The following is a 16913-nucleotide window of genomic DNA, read 5'->3' as shown; positions in this document are numbered from 1 at the left end:
CATGGATGGGTGATCATAATAGCCGGGGGTGTTGACCTGCCGATGGTTTTATAAGGTTTTGAACGTCACAGTAGTCTAAACCGTGTTAGCAAATAGTCCCGGACGTTTTTTTGCTAAAAACTGATAGGATAGATTTTTCATGCAAGTAAAGAAAACCATAGAAATTACCAATCGTCTTGGACTCCATGCACGTGCTGCCGCCCAGTTTGTTCAAGTCGCCGGGCAATACGCCGCTGAAGTCTTTGTTGATAAAGATGGTTTTGAGGTTAATGGTAAAAGCATCATGGGGATTTTGATGCTTGCCGCTCCCAAGGGGACACTCATCGAAATTCGCACAGAAGGTGAGGATGCCCAACAGGCAATGGATGGTCTGGAGAAATTAATTCATGACAAATTCGGTGAAGAGTAAACAGGCAGAGCACTATCATGCTGTTGCGGCTTCTCCTGGTATTGCCATAGGAGAAGTCTACTTGCTCGATCGTCAACGAGTAAGCGTTGTCGAATATGATATTTCCGACGAGCAAATATCTGTGGAAATCGATATTTTCCATGCCGCTGTCGAAAAATCGCGTCAGCAACTTCGCGACATCCAGCAACAATTATCCCACCATACCCAGTCGGAACATTTTTACATCATCGACACTCAGCTGATGATTCTCGATGACGAGATGCTTCTGAGGGGGACGACAGGGTTTATCCAGGAAAAACAGATAAATGCATCGGCAGCCTTAAAGCGAGTTCTAAAGCAATTTAAAAAGACATTCGAGTGTATTGAGGATGAGTATCTCAGGGAGCGCGGTTCCGATATTGAGTTGGTCGGGGAGCGGATTTTGCGCAATATCCGCGGTAAAAACCAGCAGCAGATACAGAACCTTGACCGTAAGTCGATTGTCGTTGCCCACGACCTGTCTCCTGCCGATACCCTGCAGATGGACAAGGAGCAGGTGATCGGTTTTGTGACGGATCTTGGGGGACGGACGTCCCATACGGCAATCCTGGCTCGCTCTTTGGGCCTGCCTGCGGTGGTAGGTCTTGAAACGATTACCTCTACAGTTTCAACTGGGATGGCCATCATCATTGACGGTAGTCATGGCGAGGTGATCCTCAATCCTGACCCGGCAACACTGCAGGAGTACCTGGAAAAGAAACGACGCTACGAATTTTATCAGCAACATCTTCAAACTTTCTGTGCGCTACCCGCCTGTACCGCTGATGGCGTTAAGGTCACGCTTCAGGCGAATATTGAGCTGCCCGATGAGGCGGATATTGCCCTGAAAAACGGTGCCACGGGGATCGGTCTGCTGCGCACCGAATTCATGTACATGGCCCGGTCAACCCCGCCGTCGGAGCAGGATCAGTTTGAAGGGTACAAAGCTCTGGTGGAAAAGATCCATCCATCCCCAGTGACTATCCGCACTTTGGATGTTGGTGGGGATAAATTTGTTCAGGATCTCAGTTTGCAGGATGAGGCCAATCCGGCCATGGGCTTACGCTCAATTCGCCTGTCTTTACACGAAAAGCATCTTTTTCGTATCCAGTTGCGGGCAATTTTACGTGCATCCGCCTATGGTCGTGTCCGTTTATTGTTTCCGATGATCTCCGGTGTGGCCGAAGTGCGCGCCTGTCGCAAGATTCTTGCTGAAGTCATGGATGAATTACGCAAGGAACACGTTGCGTTCGATGAAAACCTTCCTGTCGGGATCATGATTGAAACTCCTTCGGCGGTTTTTCTGGCAGACCTTTTGGCCCGCGAGGTAGACTTTTTTTCAGTCGGTACCAATGATCTGATTCAATACTGTCTGGCTGTTGATCGCAGCAATGAACATGTGGCTTATCTTTATGATCCCTGCCATCCGGCGATTCTCAGGGCCTTGAAAACAATTTCTGATGCGGCCAGACAAGCGGGGATTTCAGCATCTATTTGTGGTGAGATGGCGGCAGAGCCCATGTATAGTTTGGTCTTACTGGCTATGGGATATACTGATATGTCCATGAACAGTTGCGGGTTGTCGCGCGTCAAGAAGATCATGCGTCAATGGCATTCAGCGGATGGTCATGCCCTTCTTGAACAGATTCTCTCTCGATCCACCGCCACACAGATTGCTGCGGATCTACGCCAGACCGTCCTGCGCCATTTTCCCGACGATATGCAGGAATGGGAGATTTGATGAATTTCTGGTGCTTGTTGTGTTTTTCTCGGGGATAAAAGAGATCTTCTCTTTTTCCGAGGATTGCGAGCCTCTTGTAAAAATGTTCTCTGGACCCACAGGGCAATGCATTATTGGATTGCTGGCCCATTGAGAATGACATATACTCTCATCCGAATTTTAGAGTGAAAGGGATTTTTCCATGCCAATGACAGACTTTATGTTTACCTCGGAATCGGTCAGTGAAGGCCATCCCGATAAGATGGCGGATCAGATTTCTGATGCGATCCTTGATGCGATCCTGGCCCAGGATAATACGGCACGTGTCGCCTGCGAAACGCTGGTAACCACCGGTATGGCCATGCTGGCCGGTGAAATTACCACCCATGCTCGTATTGACTATGCCGATATTGTTCGCCAAACAATCCGTGAGATCGGTTATGTTGGTAGCGATGTAGGTTTTGACGCGGATACCTGTGCGGTTATGACGTCACTGGATCGCCAGTCTCCTGATATTTCTCAAGGCGTTACTGCCGGGGAAGGGCTTCACAAAGAACAGGGTGCCGGTGATCAGGGCCTGATGTTTGGTTTTGCTTGCAACGATACGCCGCAATTGATGCCGATGCCAATTGTTTATGCGCACAATCTTACCCAACGCCTGTCTGCGGTGCGTAAAGAGGGGGTTGTTGATTTTCTTCGCCCTGATAGCAAATCGCAGGTGTCGATTGAGTATATTGACGACAAGCCGTCACGCATTGATGCTGTTGTTGTCTCGACTCAGCATGCTCCTGAAGCGACTCTGGCCCAGATCGAAGAAGCCGTCATGGAGGAAGTTGTCAAAAAGGTTCTTCCTGTTGATCTTCTCGATGCCAAAACCAAGTATTACATCAATCCGACGGGCCGCTTTGTTGTTGGTGGCCCGATGGGTGACTGCGGTCTGACTGGTCGTAAGATTATTGTCGACACTTATGGTGGGCAAGGGTCTCATGGTGGTGGTGCCTTTTCCGGTAAAGATCCTTCCAAGGTTGATCGCAGTGCGTCCTATATGGCGCGTTACGTGGCGAAGAATGTTGTCGCTGCCGGTCTGGCCGAAAAATGCGAAGTTCAGATTGCTTATGCGATCGGTGTTGCTGAACCGGTCAGTGTCATGATTAATGCGTTCGGAACCGGGGTGATTGCCTCGGACCAGATTGCCCGCATTGTTCAGGAAGAGTTTGATCTGCGTCCGGCTGGTATTATTGAAACCTTGGACCTGTTGCGGCCGATTTATCGTCCGACAGCGTCTTATGGCCATTTTGGTCGTGAACTGCCAGACTTTACCTGGGAAAAAACCGATCGGGTGGCGTCACTACGCAGTCGCGCTGGCCTTTAAGTGATTTCCGGCCAGACCCTAAGTGGGTCTGGCCGGCTTGTTCTCCATGTCCCGCAGGAAACTTCGATCTGACCTTGATACGATGACTTGCTGCGATCCTACCTATGATCTTTCTATTGTCATCCCCGTTTTCAATGAACAGGACGCGTTGCCTGGATTGTTTGCTGCATTGGAATCTCAGGTTGGCCTGTCTCTGGAGATAATTTTCAGTGATGGTGGTTCTGAAGATCGTTCCACGGCATTGATTGATACGTACCGCTTGAGTTCTCGTCACCGGGTTGTGTTGACACGGGGGGAGCGAGGGCGGAGCTGTCAGTTGAATCGTGGCGGACAGCTTGCTCATGGCACCTGGATGCTGTTTTTGCATGCTGATAGCGTTTGGTCGCAAGCGGATCTGTTTTTCCGAGCCGTGCAGACCCTGAATGATGAACGGCAGAGGGAAGACGGTCCGGTTGCCGGTCATTTTTCTTTGAGGTTCAGCGGTGAAGCACTGCGTCCCCGTTTTTATCGTTATCTGTCTGAGAAAGCCGCGTTGAATTTGCCGGGCACCATCTTTGGTGATCAAGGGATGATGCTCCACCGAACCACTTGGCATGACCTGAATGGTTACGATGAAACTCTGCCTGTTCTTGAAGATGTTGAGCTGGTGGAGCGACTTTCACGTTCGGGACGTATGATTTCTTTGCCTGGCGTGCTGATCACTTCCAGCCGCCGTTACGAAGAGGACGGTCGACTGTACCGGCAGTTTCTCAACGCACTTTTACTCGTGATTTTTGCCAGCGGTCAACGCTCTTTATTGCCGGTGGCCATGGGCAGCTATCGCTCTGATCACGGTATTGCCCGCGCCTTGATTGTTCTGATGCAACGACTATGGCAATTGCCCCTGTCCGCGTGGTGGTGTTTCTGGTATTGTTGCGGATCTGCCGTGGTGCGCTATCTTTGGGTTGTCCCATTTCGCGTGTATTGGTGGCGGGGTGGTTCGCCGCGATTGGCGCGAAAGCTGGTCAGTCGCTGGAACGTGACAATTCTCACTGTGCTCGATCGCCGTTTGTGCCATAGTGCGGCAGCTGTTACGCTTATTATTGTGTTTTATCTGACGGTTCTGTTGTCTTTGCCATGGTGTGCGGATAGCGTGTTCCGTCGTCGTTTATCATCTGTTAAAGGAGAGATTGATGAGTTCGATGTCTGAAGAATCGATTGTTAAAGATATGGCTCTGGCTGGCTGGGGTCGCAAAGAGATCACCATCGCTGAAACGGAAATGCCCGGTTTGATGGCGGTGCGTGAGGAGTATCAGGCACAAAAGCCTCTCAAGGGCGCACGTATCTCCGGTTCATTGCATATGACGATTCAGACTGCTGTACTTATCGAGACTCTGGTCGCGCTTGGTGCTGATGTGCGGTGGGCCAGCTGCAACATCTTTTCCACTCAGGATCATGCCGCAGCAGCTATTGCAGAGACTGGTGTTCCGGTCTTTGCTTACAAAGGGGAGTCTCTCGAAGAGTATTGGGAGTTTACCAAGAAGACGCTGTCCTTCCCTGACGGCCCGACTATGATTCTCGATGATGGCGGTGATGCGACATTGCTGGTGCATCGTGGGGTTGCCCGTGAAAAGGAATATGAAGCCTCCGGCACACTTCCTGAGATTTGTCAGGATCATGAAGAGGTTCAGATTCTTGATACGTTACTGAACAAAACCCTGCAGGAGGACCCGCAGTTCTGGCGGAAAATCTCTGCCAATCTGATCGGAGTAAGCGAAGAAACAACCACCGGTGTTCATCGCCTTTACCAGATGGCCCGTGATAACGTCTTGATGTTCCCGGCGTTCAATGTCAATGATTCTGTGACCAAAAGTAAGTTTGATAACCTCTATGGTTGCCGCGAGTCGCTGATCGATGGCATCAAGCGGGCCACCGACGTGATGGTAGCTGGGAAGCAGTGCGTGGTGCTTGGTTATGGCGATGTCGGAAAAGGCTGTGCTCAGGCTTTTCGTGGTATGGGAGCCATGGTTTCGGTGACGGAAATAGATCCGATCTGTGCGCTGCAGGCATGCATGGAGGGCTTCAACGTTGTTGACATGGATGAAGCCTGCCGTTGGGGAGATATTTTTGTAACAACAACCGGTAACGTTGATGTGATCAATCGTAGTCATATGGACCAGATGAAAGATCAGTCTATTGTCTGCAATATCGGCCATTTTGATTCTGAAATTCAGGTGGAATCTCTGTTTAGCGATGACACTCTGACTGTTCATGAAATCAAGCCGCAAGTTGATCAGATTGAATGGCCCGATGGCAAGCGCATTACGCTGCTCGCCCGTGGCCGGCTGGTTAATCTCGGCTGTGCCACTGGCCACCCCAGCTTTGTTATGAGTAACAGCTTTGCGAATCAGGTGCTGGCACAGATCGAATTGTGGCTCAACAACGATCAGTATGGGAAGCAGGTTTATGTGTTACCGAAGGTGCTGGATGAAAAGGTGGCCCGTTTGCATCTTGGTAAGCTTGGAGCCAAACTGACCACGCTGACCCAGAAGCAGGCTGATTATTTGGATATTAAGGTTGAAGGTCCTTATAAGCCAGAGCACTATCGTTATTAACAAGATGCTAAAAATTCAAATCGGGGCTTTTGACCAAGCAGGTATTTGAATGCCCACCCTTGATTTTGATCGCTGCTGTTAAGGAAACCCTGAAGCGATTTTTGTCTTGATGAGTACAAACACAACCGGCGCACAGCTCATGCTGTGCGCCGGTTGTGTTTTTCGAGGTTTAATCGCGCGTGGATAACAGCAGGAATAGTCCGACCAGGGCGAAGATAATATTGGCCGCCCAGGCCGCGATGAATGGTGGCAGAACCGTCGAATAGCCCAGAGCGATAAGCGTTGATTGAACGATGAAAAACGAAATGCCGATCAATACGCTGATGGAGATTCCCAGAGACAGGTTGACATTGCGACTCTTCTGTAACGCAAAAGGGATGGCCAGAAAGGCCATGATGATGCAGGCAAACGGGGTTGAGAGCCGCGAATGCATATCAACGCGGTAGCGGGTTGCATCCAGGCCTTCTCGTTGCATTTGGGTGCTTATTTTTGAGAGTTGAGTAAAACTCAACTCTTCGTTTTTGCCTGACACTGTACCGAAATCTTCCGGCGTTTTCTTTAGCGGCAGCAGGCGTAAATTCTCTTCTTTCTGCGCGGTCAGTTGACGGCTTTGTGGGTCGAAGTGACGCACGGTCACGTGTTCGGCCTGCCACTGGTCCTCTTTGAATGTGGCAGCTTGCGCCTCAATGCGTGTTAACAGGTTCAATTGACTGTCTACCAGGTAGAGGGAGATCCCGCGCAGCTGTTTCTTTTCAGGCAGAGCCAGTTGGATATGGTACAGCGTGTTGGCTTCGCGGAACCACAGGTCGTTGCGCTTGGCCAGCATTTGCGTCTTTCCCTTAACCTCGGTACGAAAAATATGGTTGGAGCGCTGGGTACCGACGGGGACGAGAAATTCATTTAACGCAAAGTTGATTCCGGTTAACAGGACTGCAGTCACAAGAAAAGGCGTAACAATGCGTTGTAAGCCTATGCCACCGGCACGCATTGCGGTTAACTCATTGGTCTTGGTAAATCCGCCCAGAGTCAAAAATGTTCCCAGCAGGATTGTCAGGGGAAGCATCTGCGAAACAATCAGTGGAATCTTCCAGGCAAAATAAGCGATATAGAGGTGGGCCGCTGCCTCATGTTCAAGAAAGTCATCCACTTTTTCAAAAAAATCAACGAGCAGGTAGATGCCGACAAAAGCGGCCAGCGACAGGCTGGTGATTTTGGTGAATGTGGTGAGAAGGTAGCGCTGAATCAGTGTCATGACCGATCCTTTTTGCGATAGAAGATTGCAGACAGGCCATCGTAGAACAGGGTTGCCGCTCCGCTGCCGGGCAGGGGCCGTTCCTGGGCTGCCCGGATCAGTAGCAGGATGCCGACAACGATGAAAGCGACGCTTGGTCCCCACAGGCTGCCCAGCAGGGGCCAGTTGTTTTCCTGGACCATGGTCTTGGCGACGGACAGACACAAGTAATAGAGCAGGAAGATAAACAGAGCGACGGAAAAACCGCCCCCTTTTGGGGAACGATGGGAACGTATTCCCAGTGGGACCGCCAGCAGAGCAAAAATCAACGGTGAAAAGGGTAGGACCAATCGTTCCATCAATTCAACACGGCGCTCTCGCTGCTTCTCTTCAGAAAGTTCAGGGTCTGCCTGCATTAAGGCCTTGGTTGTCATCTCTTTGGGTTTGAGGTTAAGAGACTTCTCCTCTTTGTCGGCTGTATTCAGGCTCAGGTTGACATCGTAGCTTTGGAAATCCACTACCTGATAAGACCGTTTTCCGGAGCGGATCACCGGGCGGTGAATCGAGCCGTCTCTTAAGTGCATCAATAAGCTGCCATTGGTGCGATCAGAGCGGATTTCACCGCGTTGGGCGACAATGATTGAGGGGGTGTTGCCCATCCTTTCATCGCTGATAAACACGCCGGTCATGGTGTTGGTCTGATTATCAACATCATTGGCATACATCATCAGTCCGTCAAACTCTTCATTGAAAATCTGTGGTTGCAGAGCGACGGCGGCTTTACTGTAGGCAATATCGATCAACCGTTGCTTGAGCTTAACGCGACCGGCCGGTTCGGCGACCAAGGTCAAGTAGGCTGTAAAGCCACACACAAGAAGGGCGATAATCAGTACCGGTTGGGATAGCCGATAAAGGCTGAAGCCGGCCGCTTTCATAGCGACGATCTCACTGTCGGCAGAGAGGCGACCAAAGGCCAGCATAACGGCCAGAAGGAATGACAATGGTACCGTGATAACAAAGAACGACGGCAGCAGGCAGGCAAAGAGGTGCAGAATTTCGCTGACCGCAACTCCTTTATCAACAACCATCTCGATCAGTTTCAATAAACGACTCAGCAAAAGAACAAAAGTAAATAACACCAGGCTGAGCAGAAACGGAGCGATGATTTCCCGCGAAATATATGTTTGTAAACGTAGTGAGGACATAACCGCAGGATGGTATTACAGTTGCGAAAAATTGTAAACTTCTGCGTCTTTAAAAGGATGTTTTTCCTTGCGATGGGGCAGGGGCTATGTTATTTAAGCGCGGTACGTTAAACGACGCACGTCTTCATGGTTACAAGCGTGGTGTTTACCAGTGGGGTAAATGACGATAGCGAGCTTTCATGGAGGCGGAGGTTAAACCACGTGAAATGAGAGGAAAAACAATGGCAAAAGTTACAATGAAGCAGCTGCTGGAAGCGGGCGTTCACTTTGGTCACCAGACCAAGCGTTGGAACCCGAAAATGAAACCTTACATTTTCGGTGCTCGTAATGGAATTTACATCATCGATCTGCAACGGACTGTTCGTTATTTCCGTTCGGCATACAACTTTGTAAAAAGCGTTGTCGAAAATGGCGACAGCATTCTGTTCGTCGGTACCAAGAAGCAGGCGCAGGATTCCATTCGTGAAGAAGCTGATCGCGCGGGTCAATACTATGTTAATCATCGCTGGCTCGGTGGTATGCTGACCAACTTCGCAACGATCAAGGGTAGCATCGACCGCCTGAAAAAAATTGAAACCATGTCTGAAGACGGCACGTTTGAGCTGCTGACCAAAAAAGAGTGTCTGCAACTTGATCGTGAACGGATTAAGCTGGAGAAAAACCTTGGTGGTATCAAGGGCATGACCAAGCTTCCGGGCGCAATGTTTGTCATTGACCCCAAGAAAGAGGCCATTGCTGTTTGTGAAGCCAAAAAACTCGGCATTCCTGTTGTTGCTGTTGTCGACACCAACTGTGATCCGGATGAGATTGATTACATCATCCCCGGTAATGACGATGCTATTCGCGCGATTCGCCTGTTTGTTTCCAGCATGGCGGATGCTAGCATCGAAGGTGCTCAGGCACGTGAAGCGGCGATCTGCTCTGAAAACGAGGGCGCAGCAGCGGCTGAAAAAACTGCTGAAGTGGTTGAAGGCGAAGCTAAAGAAGCCTAGGCCACATGTGTCAGGTAGGATTGAAAGCGACCAGGCATCTGGTCGCTTTTTTCACGTCTTTATAGTGTATAAACGATTTAATCGACGATTTTATGTTAAGAATGTTCCCACAGATAGTGGAACAGGAGGCGAATTATGGCTAAGATTACTGCATCAATGGTTGCTGAACTGCGTTCCAAGACCGGCGCAGGGATGATGGATTGTAAAAAAGCTCTGGGTGAAACGGACGGAAACGTTGAGGAAGCGATCGATTTTCTTCGTAAAAAAGGTTTGTCTGCTGCTGCCAAAAAATCCGGCCGTGTGGCTGCCGAAGGCGCTATTGTTGCTGCAGGTGAAGGTTCGGTCGGTGTCTTGGTTGAGGTAAACGCCGAGACTGACTTTGTTGCTAAAAACGATGCATTCTGCAATTTCTCTTCTGCTGTTGCAGGTGTTGTTGCCGATTCGGCACCGGCAGACCTTGATGCACTCAAAGCGCTGCCGTTCCCCGGTACCGGGCGAAATGTCGGCGATGAGTTGACCCATCAAATTGCGACAATCGGTGAGAATATCAATATTCGCCGTTTTGTCCGTAGTGAAGTTACCTCCGGTGTTGTTGAATCTTATATTCACGCCGGCGGGAAAATAGGTGTTCTGGTTGAACTGCAGACTGAAAAAGCTGATGATCCTGCTGTTGCTGCAACCGCACGTCAAATCGCGATGCATGTTGCTGCTGCCAGTCCTCAATATTTGTGCCGCGATAATGTTCCTGAGGATGTTGTTGAAAAAGAAAAAGACATCATGCGTGTCAAGGCCAAAGAGAGTGGCAAGCCGGACAATATCATTGATAAAATTATCGTCGGTCAGATCAACAAGTTTTTCGGCGAGATCTGTCTGCTCGAGCAGGCCTTTGTCATTGACCCGGATCAGAAGGTCAACAAAGTTGTCGAAGCTTTGGCCAAGCAGATTGGCGCTGATGTGACGTTGGTAAACTATGAGCGTTATCAGCTCGGCGAAGGTATTGAGAAGCGCGCCGACGATTTTGCTGCTGAGGTTGCTGCTCTGACCAAATAATTCTACGTTCGTCTAAGAGGTGGATTGATGTCCGACAAAGGCCCGAAATTTAAGAAAATATTGCTCAAACTTAGCGGAGAAGCTCTGGCCGGTGACAATGGTTATGGGATTGATCCTGAGATCATCAATGGCATTGCCGGTGAGATTCGAGAAGTCATCGATCTTGGCGTGCAGGTTGCTCTGGTCATTGGCGGCGGCAATATTTTCCGCGGTCTGGCGGCATCTTCTGCCGGCATGGATCGTGCCAGTGCTGATTACATGGGGATGTTAGCAACCGTCATGAACAGCCTGGCACTCCAGGATGCGTTGGAAAAGGTCGATGTGATTACCCGGGTACAGTCTGCTATTGAAATGCGTGAGATTGCTGAACCCTATATTCGACGCCGTGCTGTACGCCACCTTGAAAAGGGACGTGTGGTGATCTTTGCTGCTGGAACCGGTAACCCGTATTTCACGACGGATACGGCTGCCAGTTTGCGGGCGATGGAGATCGGTGCCGAGGTGATTCTCAAGGCAACCAAGGTGGACGGTGTTTTTGATGCTGATCCGGCGAAGAACCCTGCAGCGAAGAAATATGATTCTCTTTCCTATCTGGATGTTCTCCAGAAGGGACTGCAGGTGATGGATGCTACAGCGACCTCGTTGTGTATGGATAATGACCTGCCGATCCTGGTTTTCAATCTGACCCAACCTGGAAACATCAAAAAGGTTGTGCTGGGAGATCCGATTGGCACTATCGTCAAAGGAGAGTCATAAATGGTTAAGGACATCATGTCAAAAGAGCGCAAGTCTATGGACGGCGCCATTGATGCTCTCAAGCGAGAGTTGAGCAAAGTCAGGACCGGGCGAGCTTCCGTTTCGTTGCTTGATGAAGTGTGTGTTGATTATTACGGCACACCGACACCGTTAAATCAGGTTGGAACGCTTTCGGTTCCTGAGGCACGACTGATTACGATCCAACCCTGGGAAAAGAATCTGCTGCCGGAAATTGAAAAAGCGATTTTTAAATCAGACTTGGGGCTCACACCTTCGTCTGATGGTGATCTGATCCGAATTTCGATTCCCCCTTTGACCGAAGAACGCCGTAAAGAGATGGTCAAACTGGTCAAGTCCAAGAGTGAAGAAACGAAGATCAGTATTCGCAGCAGTCGCCGTGATGGTAACGATGCATTGAAGAAACTCGAAAAAGACAAAGAAATTACTGAGGATGATCTTAAGCGATCTGAAAAAGAGATGCAGGATCTGACCGATAAGTATGTGCAAAAATGTGATGATATTGTCGCTGAAAAAGAAAAAGAGCTGATGGAAGTATAAAAAACGACACGCTCTGTTGATAAAACAAAGGGGACTCTCAAGGGGGTCCCCTTTATTGTTGGTTTTTTCTCAATCAATTGAGCTGTTCTATTGCCCCCGCTTCAGGTTCATGCTAAATTTTCATGCTCTTATGATAAGGCGTTCAATCCTGGAATCTTCAGTCGTCGCTTTGTCATTACGCATTCAGATGAGAATGAAGGAAAAGGTCTATGGCTCTGCCTGAACATATTGCCATTATCATGGATGGGAATGGCCGTTGGGCGCAACGGCGAGGTTTGCCGCGTATTGCCGGACATCAGCAGGGAGTGTCAACGGTTCGCTCTGTTGTCGAAGAGTGCTCAACGCTGGGCATTCGTTATTTGACGCTTTATGCCTTTAGTTCGGAAAACTGGTCACGCCCTGATGACGAAGTGCAGTCGCTTATGGCTCTGCTCGGTCAGTATCTCAGTAGTGAATTGCCCCTGTTGTTGAAGCACTGTATCCGCTTTCGTGTGATTGGCGATTTAAGTCGTTTGCCGCAAGAGATTCGTGCTTCGCTTGAACAAACGATCAATGAAACCAGCGATAACCCGGGATTAACGTTAACCCTGGCATTATCTTATGGTTCGCGCGATGAAGTGCTGCGAGCGGTTCGCCACCTTGCCAGTGATGTTAAGAATGGAAATCTTTCAGAAGACGACATCAGTGAAGAGGTTTTTTCCGGCTATCTGGATACGCAGGGAATTCCGGATCCCGACTTGTTGATCCGTACCAGCGGTGAGATGCGTATCAGTAATTTTTTGTTGTGGCAACTGGCTTATACGGAGCTCTATTTTTGTTCCTGCTTATGGCCTGATTTTACCGTGGTAGAGCTTAAAGAGGCTTTAGCGGATTTTGAATCCCGCATCCGTCGTTTTGGTGCGGTTGATCCAAACTGATTATTGAGGAGGGGTCCCATTAAACAACGTCTCATCACTGCTCTGATCGCATTGCCGGTCGTTTTATTATTAATATTTGCTTGCGATACGGTCTGGTTTACCTTGGCACTGTGTGGCGTGTGCGGCATTGCCCTGTGGGAATTTTACAGAATGGTTCTGGACGATAGCCGCTTTATTGAACAGGTGGTTGCTACCACGGGTGGTATCGTTTTTCTGGCTGTAAGCAGTTATTGGCCAAACCATGGCCAGCATGTCCTAGCTGTTTTTTTTATGGTCTTTTCGTTGATTTTCCTGGCCCGTTATCAGGACCTTTTCCGTGTTGTTCTGGAGTTGGGGCTGATCGTCGTCGGTTGGTTGTATATCCCTTTGCTGATAAGTTATTTTGCAGCATTGCATGATCTTGAACATGGTCATTTATGGGTCTTGCTGGTCTTGATGATGACCATGGTTTGTGATTCCTGTGCCTACTTTGTCGGTACGGCAGTAGGGCGTCATCGTTTGTATCCGCAGATCAGTCCAAAAAAAAGTATTGAAGGGGCCTTGGGTGGCTTTGTCGGCAGTATTTTGAGTGCTATGGTGGTTATTCCATGGCTTATTCCGGATACTTCGGTTGCCAGCGCTGTTGTTGTCGGTGCCGTTGTCGGTGTGTTTGGCCAACTTGGTGATCTGTTCGAATCCATGGTGAAACGTAGCGCAGAGGTTAAAGATTCCGGCACGTTGTTCCCCGGCCACGGTGGAATGCTCGATCGCCTTGATAGTCTGCTGTTCGCGTTCCCTTGTGTTTATTTTTGCCTTCTGTGGTGATAGAGAGTGCAAATGCAATGAAATCAATCAGTGTGCTTGGATCCACCGGCTCCATAGGCGTCAGCACTCTTGATGTGGTTGCAGAGTTCCCGGATAAATTTCGTGTTGTCGCCCTAAGTGCCGGGCGACAGATCGAATTGCTGGCCGATCAGATCCGTCGCTTTAAACCGGACGTTGTCTCGGTCGCTAATCCGGCTGACTGTCCACGTCTGCAGGCCCTTGTTCAGGATTGCTCCGTCGAAATCGTTAGCGGAATTGATGGTGTTGTCAGTTGTGCGACTCTCCCTCAAGCGCAGATGGTGGTTTCGGCTATTGTTGGAGCGGCCGGGCTGGTGCCAACCATGGCCGCTATTGAAGCGGGTAAGGATATCGCTCTGGCAAATAAGGAAACACTGGTCACTGCCGGAGCGTTGATTATGGATGCTGTGCAGCGCCACAAAGTTAACCTGCTGCCAGTGGACAGTGAGCATTCGGCGATCTACCAATCCCTTTCCGGGCACCAGTATGCAGATGTCCGGCGCCTTATTTTAACCGCATCAGGCGGTCCGTTTCGTGAATTCAGTCGTGATCAACTTGAGCATGTTACCCTTGAGCAAGCCCTGAATCATCCTAACTGGACGATGGGGGCCAAGATCACCATTGATTCCGCGACCATGATGAATAAAGGGCTGGAAGTTATTGAAGCCTATTGGTTATTCAATATTCCGGCAGAGCATATTGATGTTCATATTCATCCGCAAAGTATTGTGCATTCGATGGTTGAATATATTGATGGTTCCGTTGTTGCCCAGTTGGGAATTCCCGACATGAAAACCCCTATTGCTTATGCCTTGGCATGGCCTGATCGTTTGCCTTTGTCGCTACCGGCTTTAGATTTGTGTCAATGGGCTGATTTGAGCTTCAGTCGTCCGGATCTGGAACTATTTCCTTGTCTGAAGCTGGCTTATGAGGCTCTTGCCGAAGGCGGTTCGGCACCGATCGTGCTTAATGCGGCCAATGAGATCGCCGTAGAAGAGTTTTTGCAGCAGAACATTCAGTATTTGGATATTTCATCCGTGATTCGTCAGGTTCTTGACCAGTATCGCAATGAGTCGATTCACTCTATTGACGATGTGTTGCATTGTGATGATCGGGCGCGTTGTATCGCTCGAGAGCTGATCGCGCAGGGACGCTGACAGGAGGAACTATGATAACCGTTGTAGCTGGCATTTTGATGCTTGGCGTTCTGGTTTTTATTCATGAGCTTGGTCATTTTTGCGTGGCAAAACTCGCCGGCGTTAAGGTCCTCAAGTTCTCATTGGGGTTTGGGCCGCGCCTTGTCAGCCGAACTTGGGGCGAGACCGAGTACCTGATCAGTCTGATTCCGCTCGGTGGCTATGTGCAGATGCTTGGCGAAGGCGTGGGTGAAGAGGAGGAACCCCTTACTGAGGAGGAGAAAAAGCGCTCCTTTGCGGAAAAAGCGGTTTCGCGGCGCATGGCGATTGTCGCGGCCGGTCCGATCATGAACTTGCTTTTGCCTCTGATGTTGCTGCCTTTGGCCTATATGGTCGGTGTCAATGTGCCGACATTTCTCAATGACCCACCCTGTATCGGTTACGTTATCGAGTCCTCCGATGCCGCCAACGCCGGTTTTCATGCTGGGGACTGCATTGTGTCCGTCAATGACCAGATGGTGACGACTTGGACGCAAACGGACAAATCCCTGATCCCCTTGGTTGGGGCCCGGTTGCATTTCTCTGTCGATCGTCAGGGTCAAATCGTGGAGCTTGCCGTTCCGGCAGAGAACGGCAGTTTAGAAGGGTTACAGTCTCTCGGTTTAATGCCGATGCGGGATGCTGTGATTGGAACCGTTAATGCCGGTATGCCTGCTCAGAAAGCTGGACTTGAAGTTGGTGACCGTATTACCCGCATTGGTGATGAAGCCATCGACTCCTGGTATCAGCTGCATAATGTAATTCAGCAACTTGCCGGAGATGAAGCCCGGTTTGTTGTGCACCGTTCCGGCCGCCAACTCGAGTTTGATATTGCTCCGCAAAAAGCCGAGAGCAATGTCTGGCTTATCGGAATTACGCCGCAACAGATGATGGAACAGCGCAAATACGGTTTTTTCGAAGCACTGCAAATCGGGGTCCATCGTACTGGGGAGTTGATTGACCTGACGCTGGTTTTTCTCCGTAAGCTGGTTGCCGGACATGTTCCTGCGGATAACATCGGTGGTCCGATTATGGTGATGCAGATCGCCGGGCAAGCTGCACAGACTGATTTCAGTACAATTCTGACCGTGTTGTCGTTTTTGAGTATTCAGTTGGGGATTCTCAATCTGCTGCCGATACCGGTTCTGGATGGTGGCCATCTGTTTTTTAATCTCGTCGAGATTGTCTGGCGACGTCCGTTGTCGTTAAGAGCCCGAGAGGTGATGCAGCAGATTGGTTTGGGATTGTTGCTGATGTTGATGCTCCTGGCGTTTTATAATGATATTGTTCGACTGTTTTTACAGGGGAGTGGTTAATGGCGTTGCTCCTGTGCCTGGATAGCTCCACACCCTGTGGCAGTGTGGCTGTGTGTCAGGATGGTCGCGTTCTGGCTGAAATGACCTTGGATGTGTCGGGTAAAACGCATTCCGATTACCTGTTGCGTTACACCGATATTATTCTTGAAGAAGTCGGTGGGCAACTTGACCAGATTGAAGGGCTCGGTGTGGTTGCCGGGCCGGGGTCATTTACCGGCTTGCGTGTTGGTTTGGCAACGGTCCAGGGACTGGCCTTAGCACTGAAAAAGCCGATTTATCCGGTCTCTTCTCTGGAGGTTGTTGCTTTTTCCAACGGGCCTTCGACAATTCCGGTCATGTCAGTTATTGATGCCCGCAAAAAAGAGGTCTACGCCGCCTGCTATCGCTGGCTCGACGGATTGCCTCATCTTGTCGGCAGCGAGAGGGTTATTTCTCCTCAATCTCTTATCGAAGAATTATGTGAGAAAACACTGTTTGTTGGTAATGGCGTCGTTAGTTATTCTCACTGGTTCCTTGAGTGTGATCATGATAATGTGCAAGCGTGTCCTGATGTGAACCTGGTTCCTAAAGCCGGTGCCGTCGGATTGCTGATTCATCGTAAAGGTGGGGCAGCCCACAGTCTTGATCCTTTTCATCTTCATCCGGTTTATATCCGTCCCTCCGACGCGGAGTTGCAACACGCAACGACAGCGGTTTAACGCTGTTCGTTTCTGCGCGCCAGTCTGTTGACAAGGGCACAGCCATTGGTTAATGTAAACTACATGGTGGACGTATTGTG

The 16913-nt window shown here is 49.8% G+C and carries 16 protein-coding genes; 14 read left to right on the top strand and 2 right to left on the bottom strand.

The genetic code is table 11. The annotated features are described in order from the left end of the window. Positions 1-139 precede the first annotated feature (139 nt). The 5 genes from DACE_RS02650 to ahcY all read left to right on the top strand — a co-directional run bounded on the left by DACE_RS02650 (position 140) and on the right by ahcY (position 6113). Positions 140-409 (top strand): HPr family phosphocarrier protein, encoded by a 270-nt coding sequence (locus DACE_RS02650; protein ID WP_005998120.1) that lies wholly within the window; start codon positions 140-142, stop codon positions 407-409. Then, a complete protein-coding gene (gene ptsP, locus DACE_RS02645; protein WP_005998118.1) occupies positions 387-2168 on the top strand; it encodes a phosphoenolpyruvate--protein phosphotransferase in 1782 nt (593 codons plus the stop codon). Before DACE_RS02650 ends, ptsP begins: the two co-directional genes overlap by 23 nt. Before the next feature lie 181 nt (positions 2169-2349). Further along, positions 2350-3519, top strand: coding sequence for a methionine adenosyltransferase (gene metK, locus DACE_RS02640; RefSeq protein ID WP_005998116.1), 1170 nt, complete (start codon positions 2350-2352; stop codon positions 3517-3519). Between the two features lie 82 nt (positions 3520-3601). Beyond that, positions 3602-4708 carry a glycosyltransferase gene (locus tag DACE_RS02635; RefSeq protein WP_040366016.1) on the top strand — a complete coding sequence of 369 codons (1107 nt, stop codon included), beginning with the start codon at positions 3602-3604 and terminating at the stop codon, positions 4706-4708. Further along, positions 4692-6113 carry an adenosylhomocysteinase gene (gene ahcY, locus DACE_RS02630; protein WP_005998110.1) on the top strand — a complete coding sequence of 474 codons (1422 nt, stop codon included), beginning with the start codon at positions 4692-4694 and terminating at the stop codon, positions 6111-6113. The genes DACE_RS02635 and ahcY overlap by 17 nt, the downstream gene beginning before the upstream one ends. A gap of 169 nt (positions 6114-6282) precedes the next feature. Here ahcY and lptG read toward each other — a convergent pair whose 3' ends face one another. After that, positions 6283-7365, bottom strand: coding sequence for an LPS export ABC transporter permease LptG (gene lptG / locus DACE_RS02625; RefSeq protein WP_005998106.1), 1083 nt, complete (start codon positions 7363-7365; stop codon positions 6283-6285). Further along, positions 7362-8549: an LPS export ABC transporter permease LptF gene (gene lptF, locus DACE_RS02620; protein ID WP_005998104.1), complete on the bottom strand. Its 1188-nt coding sequence runs from the start codon at positions 8547-8549 to the stop codon at positions 7362-7364. The genes lptG and lptF overlap by 4 nt, the downstream gene beginning before the upstream one ends. Before the next feature lie 221 nt (positions 8550-8770). On the opposite strand from lptF, the gene rpsB reads away from it, so the two are divergent. The 9 genes from rpsB to tsaB all read left to right on the top strand — a co-directional run bounded on the left by rpsB (position 8771) and on the right by tsaB (position 16833). Beyond that, positions 8771-9541, top strand: a complete 771-nt coding sequence (rpsB, locus tag DACE_RS02615) for a 30S ribosomal protein S2 (RefSeq protein WP_005998102.1) — start codon at positions 8771-8773, stop codon at positions 9539-9541. 135 nt (positions 9542-9676) lie between these two features. Beyond that, on the top strand, positions 9677-10591 hold the full coding sequence (gene tsf, locus DACE_RS02610; RefSeq protein WP_005998100.1) for a translation elongation factor Ts: 915 nt from the start codon (positions 9677-9679) through the stop codon (positions 10589-10591). A 27-nt stretch (positions 10592-10618) separates the two neighbouring features. Next, positions 10619-11347, top strand: coding sequence for a UMP kinase (pyrH, locus tag DACE_RS02605; RefSeq protein ID WP_005998099.1), 729 nt, complete (start codon positions 10619-10621; stop codon positions 11345-11347). Continuing rightward, positions 11348-11905 (top strand): ribosome recycling factor, encoded by a 558-nt coding sequence (frr, locus tag DACE_RS02600; protein ID WP_005998098.1) that lies wholly within the window; start codon positions 11348-11350, stop codon positions 11903-11905. A gap of 209 nt (positions 11906-12114) precedes the next feature. Continuing rightward, the gene (locus DACE_RS02595; protein WP_005998097.1) at positions 12115-12822 is read left to right on the top strand and encodes an isoprenyl transferase; all 708 of its coding nucleotides are present in this window, start codon (positions 12115-12117) and stop codon (positions 12820-12822) included. A 3-nt stretch (positions 12823-12825) separates the two neighbouring features. Beyond that, positions 12826-13626, top strand: coding sequence for a phosphatidate cytidylyltransferase (locus DACE_RS02590; RefSeq protein ID WP_081449916.1), 801 nt, complete (start codon positions 12826-12828; stop codon positions 13624-13626). 17 nt (positions 13627-13643) lie between these two features. Further along, a complete protein-coding gene (locus DACE_RS02585) occupies positions 13644-14801 on the top strand; it encodes a 1-deoxy-D-xylulose-5-phosphate reductoisomerase (protein ID WP_005998095.1) in 1158 nt (385 codons plus the stop codon). Positions 14802-14812: 11 nt separating this feature from the next. After that, the gene (gene rseP, locus DACE_RS02580; RefSeq protein WP_005998094.1) at positions 14813-16135 is read left to right on the top strand and encodes an RIP metalloprotease RseP; all 1323 of its coding nucleotides are present in this window, start codon (positions 14813-14815) and stop codon (positions 16133-16135) included. Next, positions 16135-16833: a tRNA (adenosine(37)-N6)-threonylcarbamoyltransferase complex dimerization subunit type 1 TsaB gene (gene tsaB, locus DACE_RS02575; RefSeq protein WP_005998093.1), complete on the top strand. Its 699-nt coding sequence runs from the start codon at positions 16135-16137 to the stop codon at positions 16831-16833. Before rseP ends, tsaB begins: the two co-directional genes overlap by 1 nt. Positions 16834-16913: the final 80 nt, after the last annotated feature.

The sequence above is a fragment of the Desulfuromonas acetoxidans DSM 684 genome (assembly GCF_000167355.1).
Classification (GTDB): domain Bacteria; phylum Desulfobacterota; class Desulfuromonadia; order Desulfuromonadales; family Desulfuromonadaceae; genus Desulfuromonas; species Desulfuromonas acetoxidans.
The sequence above is the reverse complement of the archived record's forward strand: the minus strand, read 5'-3'. Positions and strand labels throughout refer to the sequence as shown.

What these genes read in the sequence shown, in the direction of transcription:
- DACE_RS02650 (WP_005998120.1), top strand. Translation starts at nt 140, where the DNA reads ATGCAAGTAAAGAAAACCATAGAAATTACCAATCGTCTTGGACTCCAT.
- ptsP (WP_005998118.1), top strand. Translation starts at nt 387, where the DNA reads ATGACAAATTCGGTGAAGAGTAAACAGGCAGAGCACTATCATGCTGTT.
- metK (WP_005998116.1), top strand. Translation starts at nt 2,350, where the DNA reads ATGCCAATGACAGACTTTATGTTTACCTCGGAATCGGTCAGTGAAGGC.
- DACE_RS02635 (WP_040366016.1), top strand. Translation starts at nt 3,602, where the DNA reads ATGACTTGCTGCGATCCTACCTATGATCTTTCTATTGTCATCCCCGTT.
- ahcY (WP_005998110.1), top strand. Translation starts at nt 4,692, where the DNA reads ATGAGTTCGATGTCTGAAGAATCGATTGTTAAAGATATGGCTCTGGCT.
- lptG (WP_005998106.1), bottom strand. Translation starts at nt 7,365, where the DNA reads ATGACACTGATTCAGCGCTACCTTCTCACCACATTCACCAAAATCACC.
- lptF (WP_005998104.1), bottom strand. Translation starts at nt 8,549, where the DNA reads ATGTCCTCACTACGTTTACAAACATATATTTCGCGGGAAATCATCGCT.
- rpsB (WP_005998102.1), top strand. Translation starts at nt 8,771, where the DNA reads ATGGCAAAAGTTACAATGAAGCAGCTGCTGGAAGCGGGCGTTCACTTT.
- tsf (WP_005998100.1), top strand. Translation starts at nt 9,677, where the DNA reads ATGGCTAAGATTACTGCATCAATGGTTGCTGAACTGCGTTCCAAGACC.
- pyrH (WP_005998099.1), top strand. Translation starts at nt 10,619, where the DNA reads ATGTCCGACAAAGGCCCGAAATTTAAGAAAATATTGCTCAAACTTAGC.
- frr (WP_005998098.1), top strand. Translation starts at nt 11,348, where the DNA reads ATGGTTAAGGACATCATGTCAAAAGAGCGCAAGTCTATGGACGGCGCC.
- DACE_RS02595 (WP_005998097.1), top strand. Translation starts at nt 12,115, where the DNA reads ATGGCTCTGCCTGAACATATTGCCATTATCATGGATGGGAATGGCCGT.
- DACE_RS02585 (WP_005998095.1), top strand. Translation starts at nt 13,644, where the DNA reads ATGAAATCAATCAGTGTGCTTGGATCCACCGGCTCCATAGGCGTCAGC.
- rseP (WP_005998094.1), top strand. Translation starts at nt 14,813, where the DNA reads ATGATAACCGTTGTAGCTGGCATTTTGATGCTTGGCGTTCTGGTTTTT.
- tsaB (WP_005998093.1), top strand. Translation starts at nt 16,135, where the DNA reads ATGGCGTTGCTCCTGTGCCTGGATAGCTCCACACCCTGTGGCAGTGTG.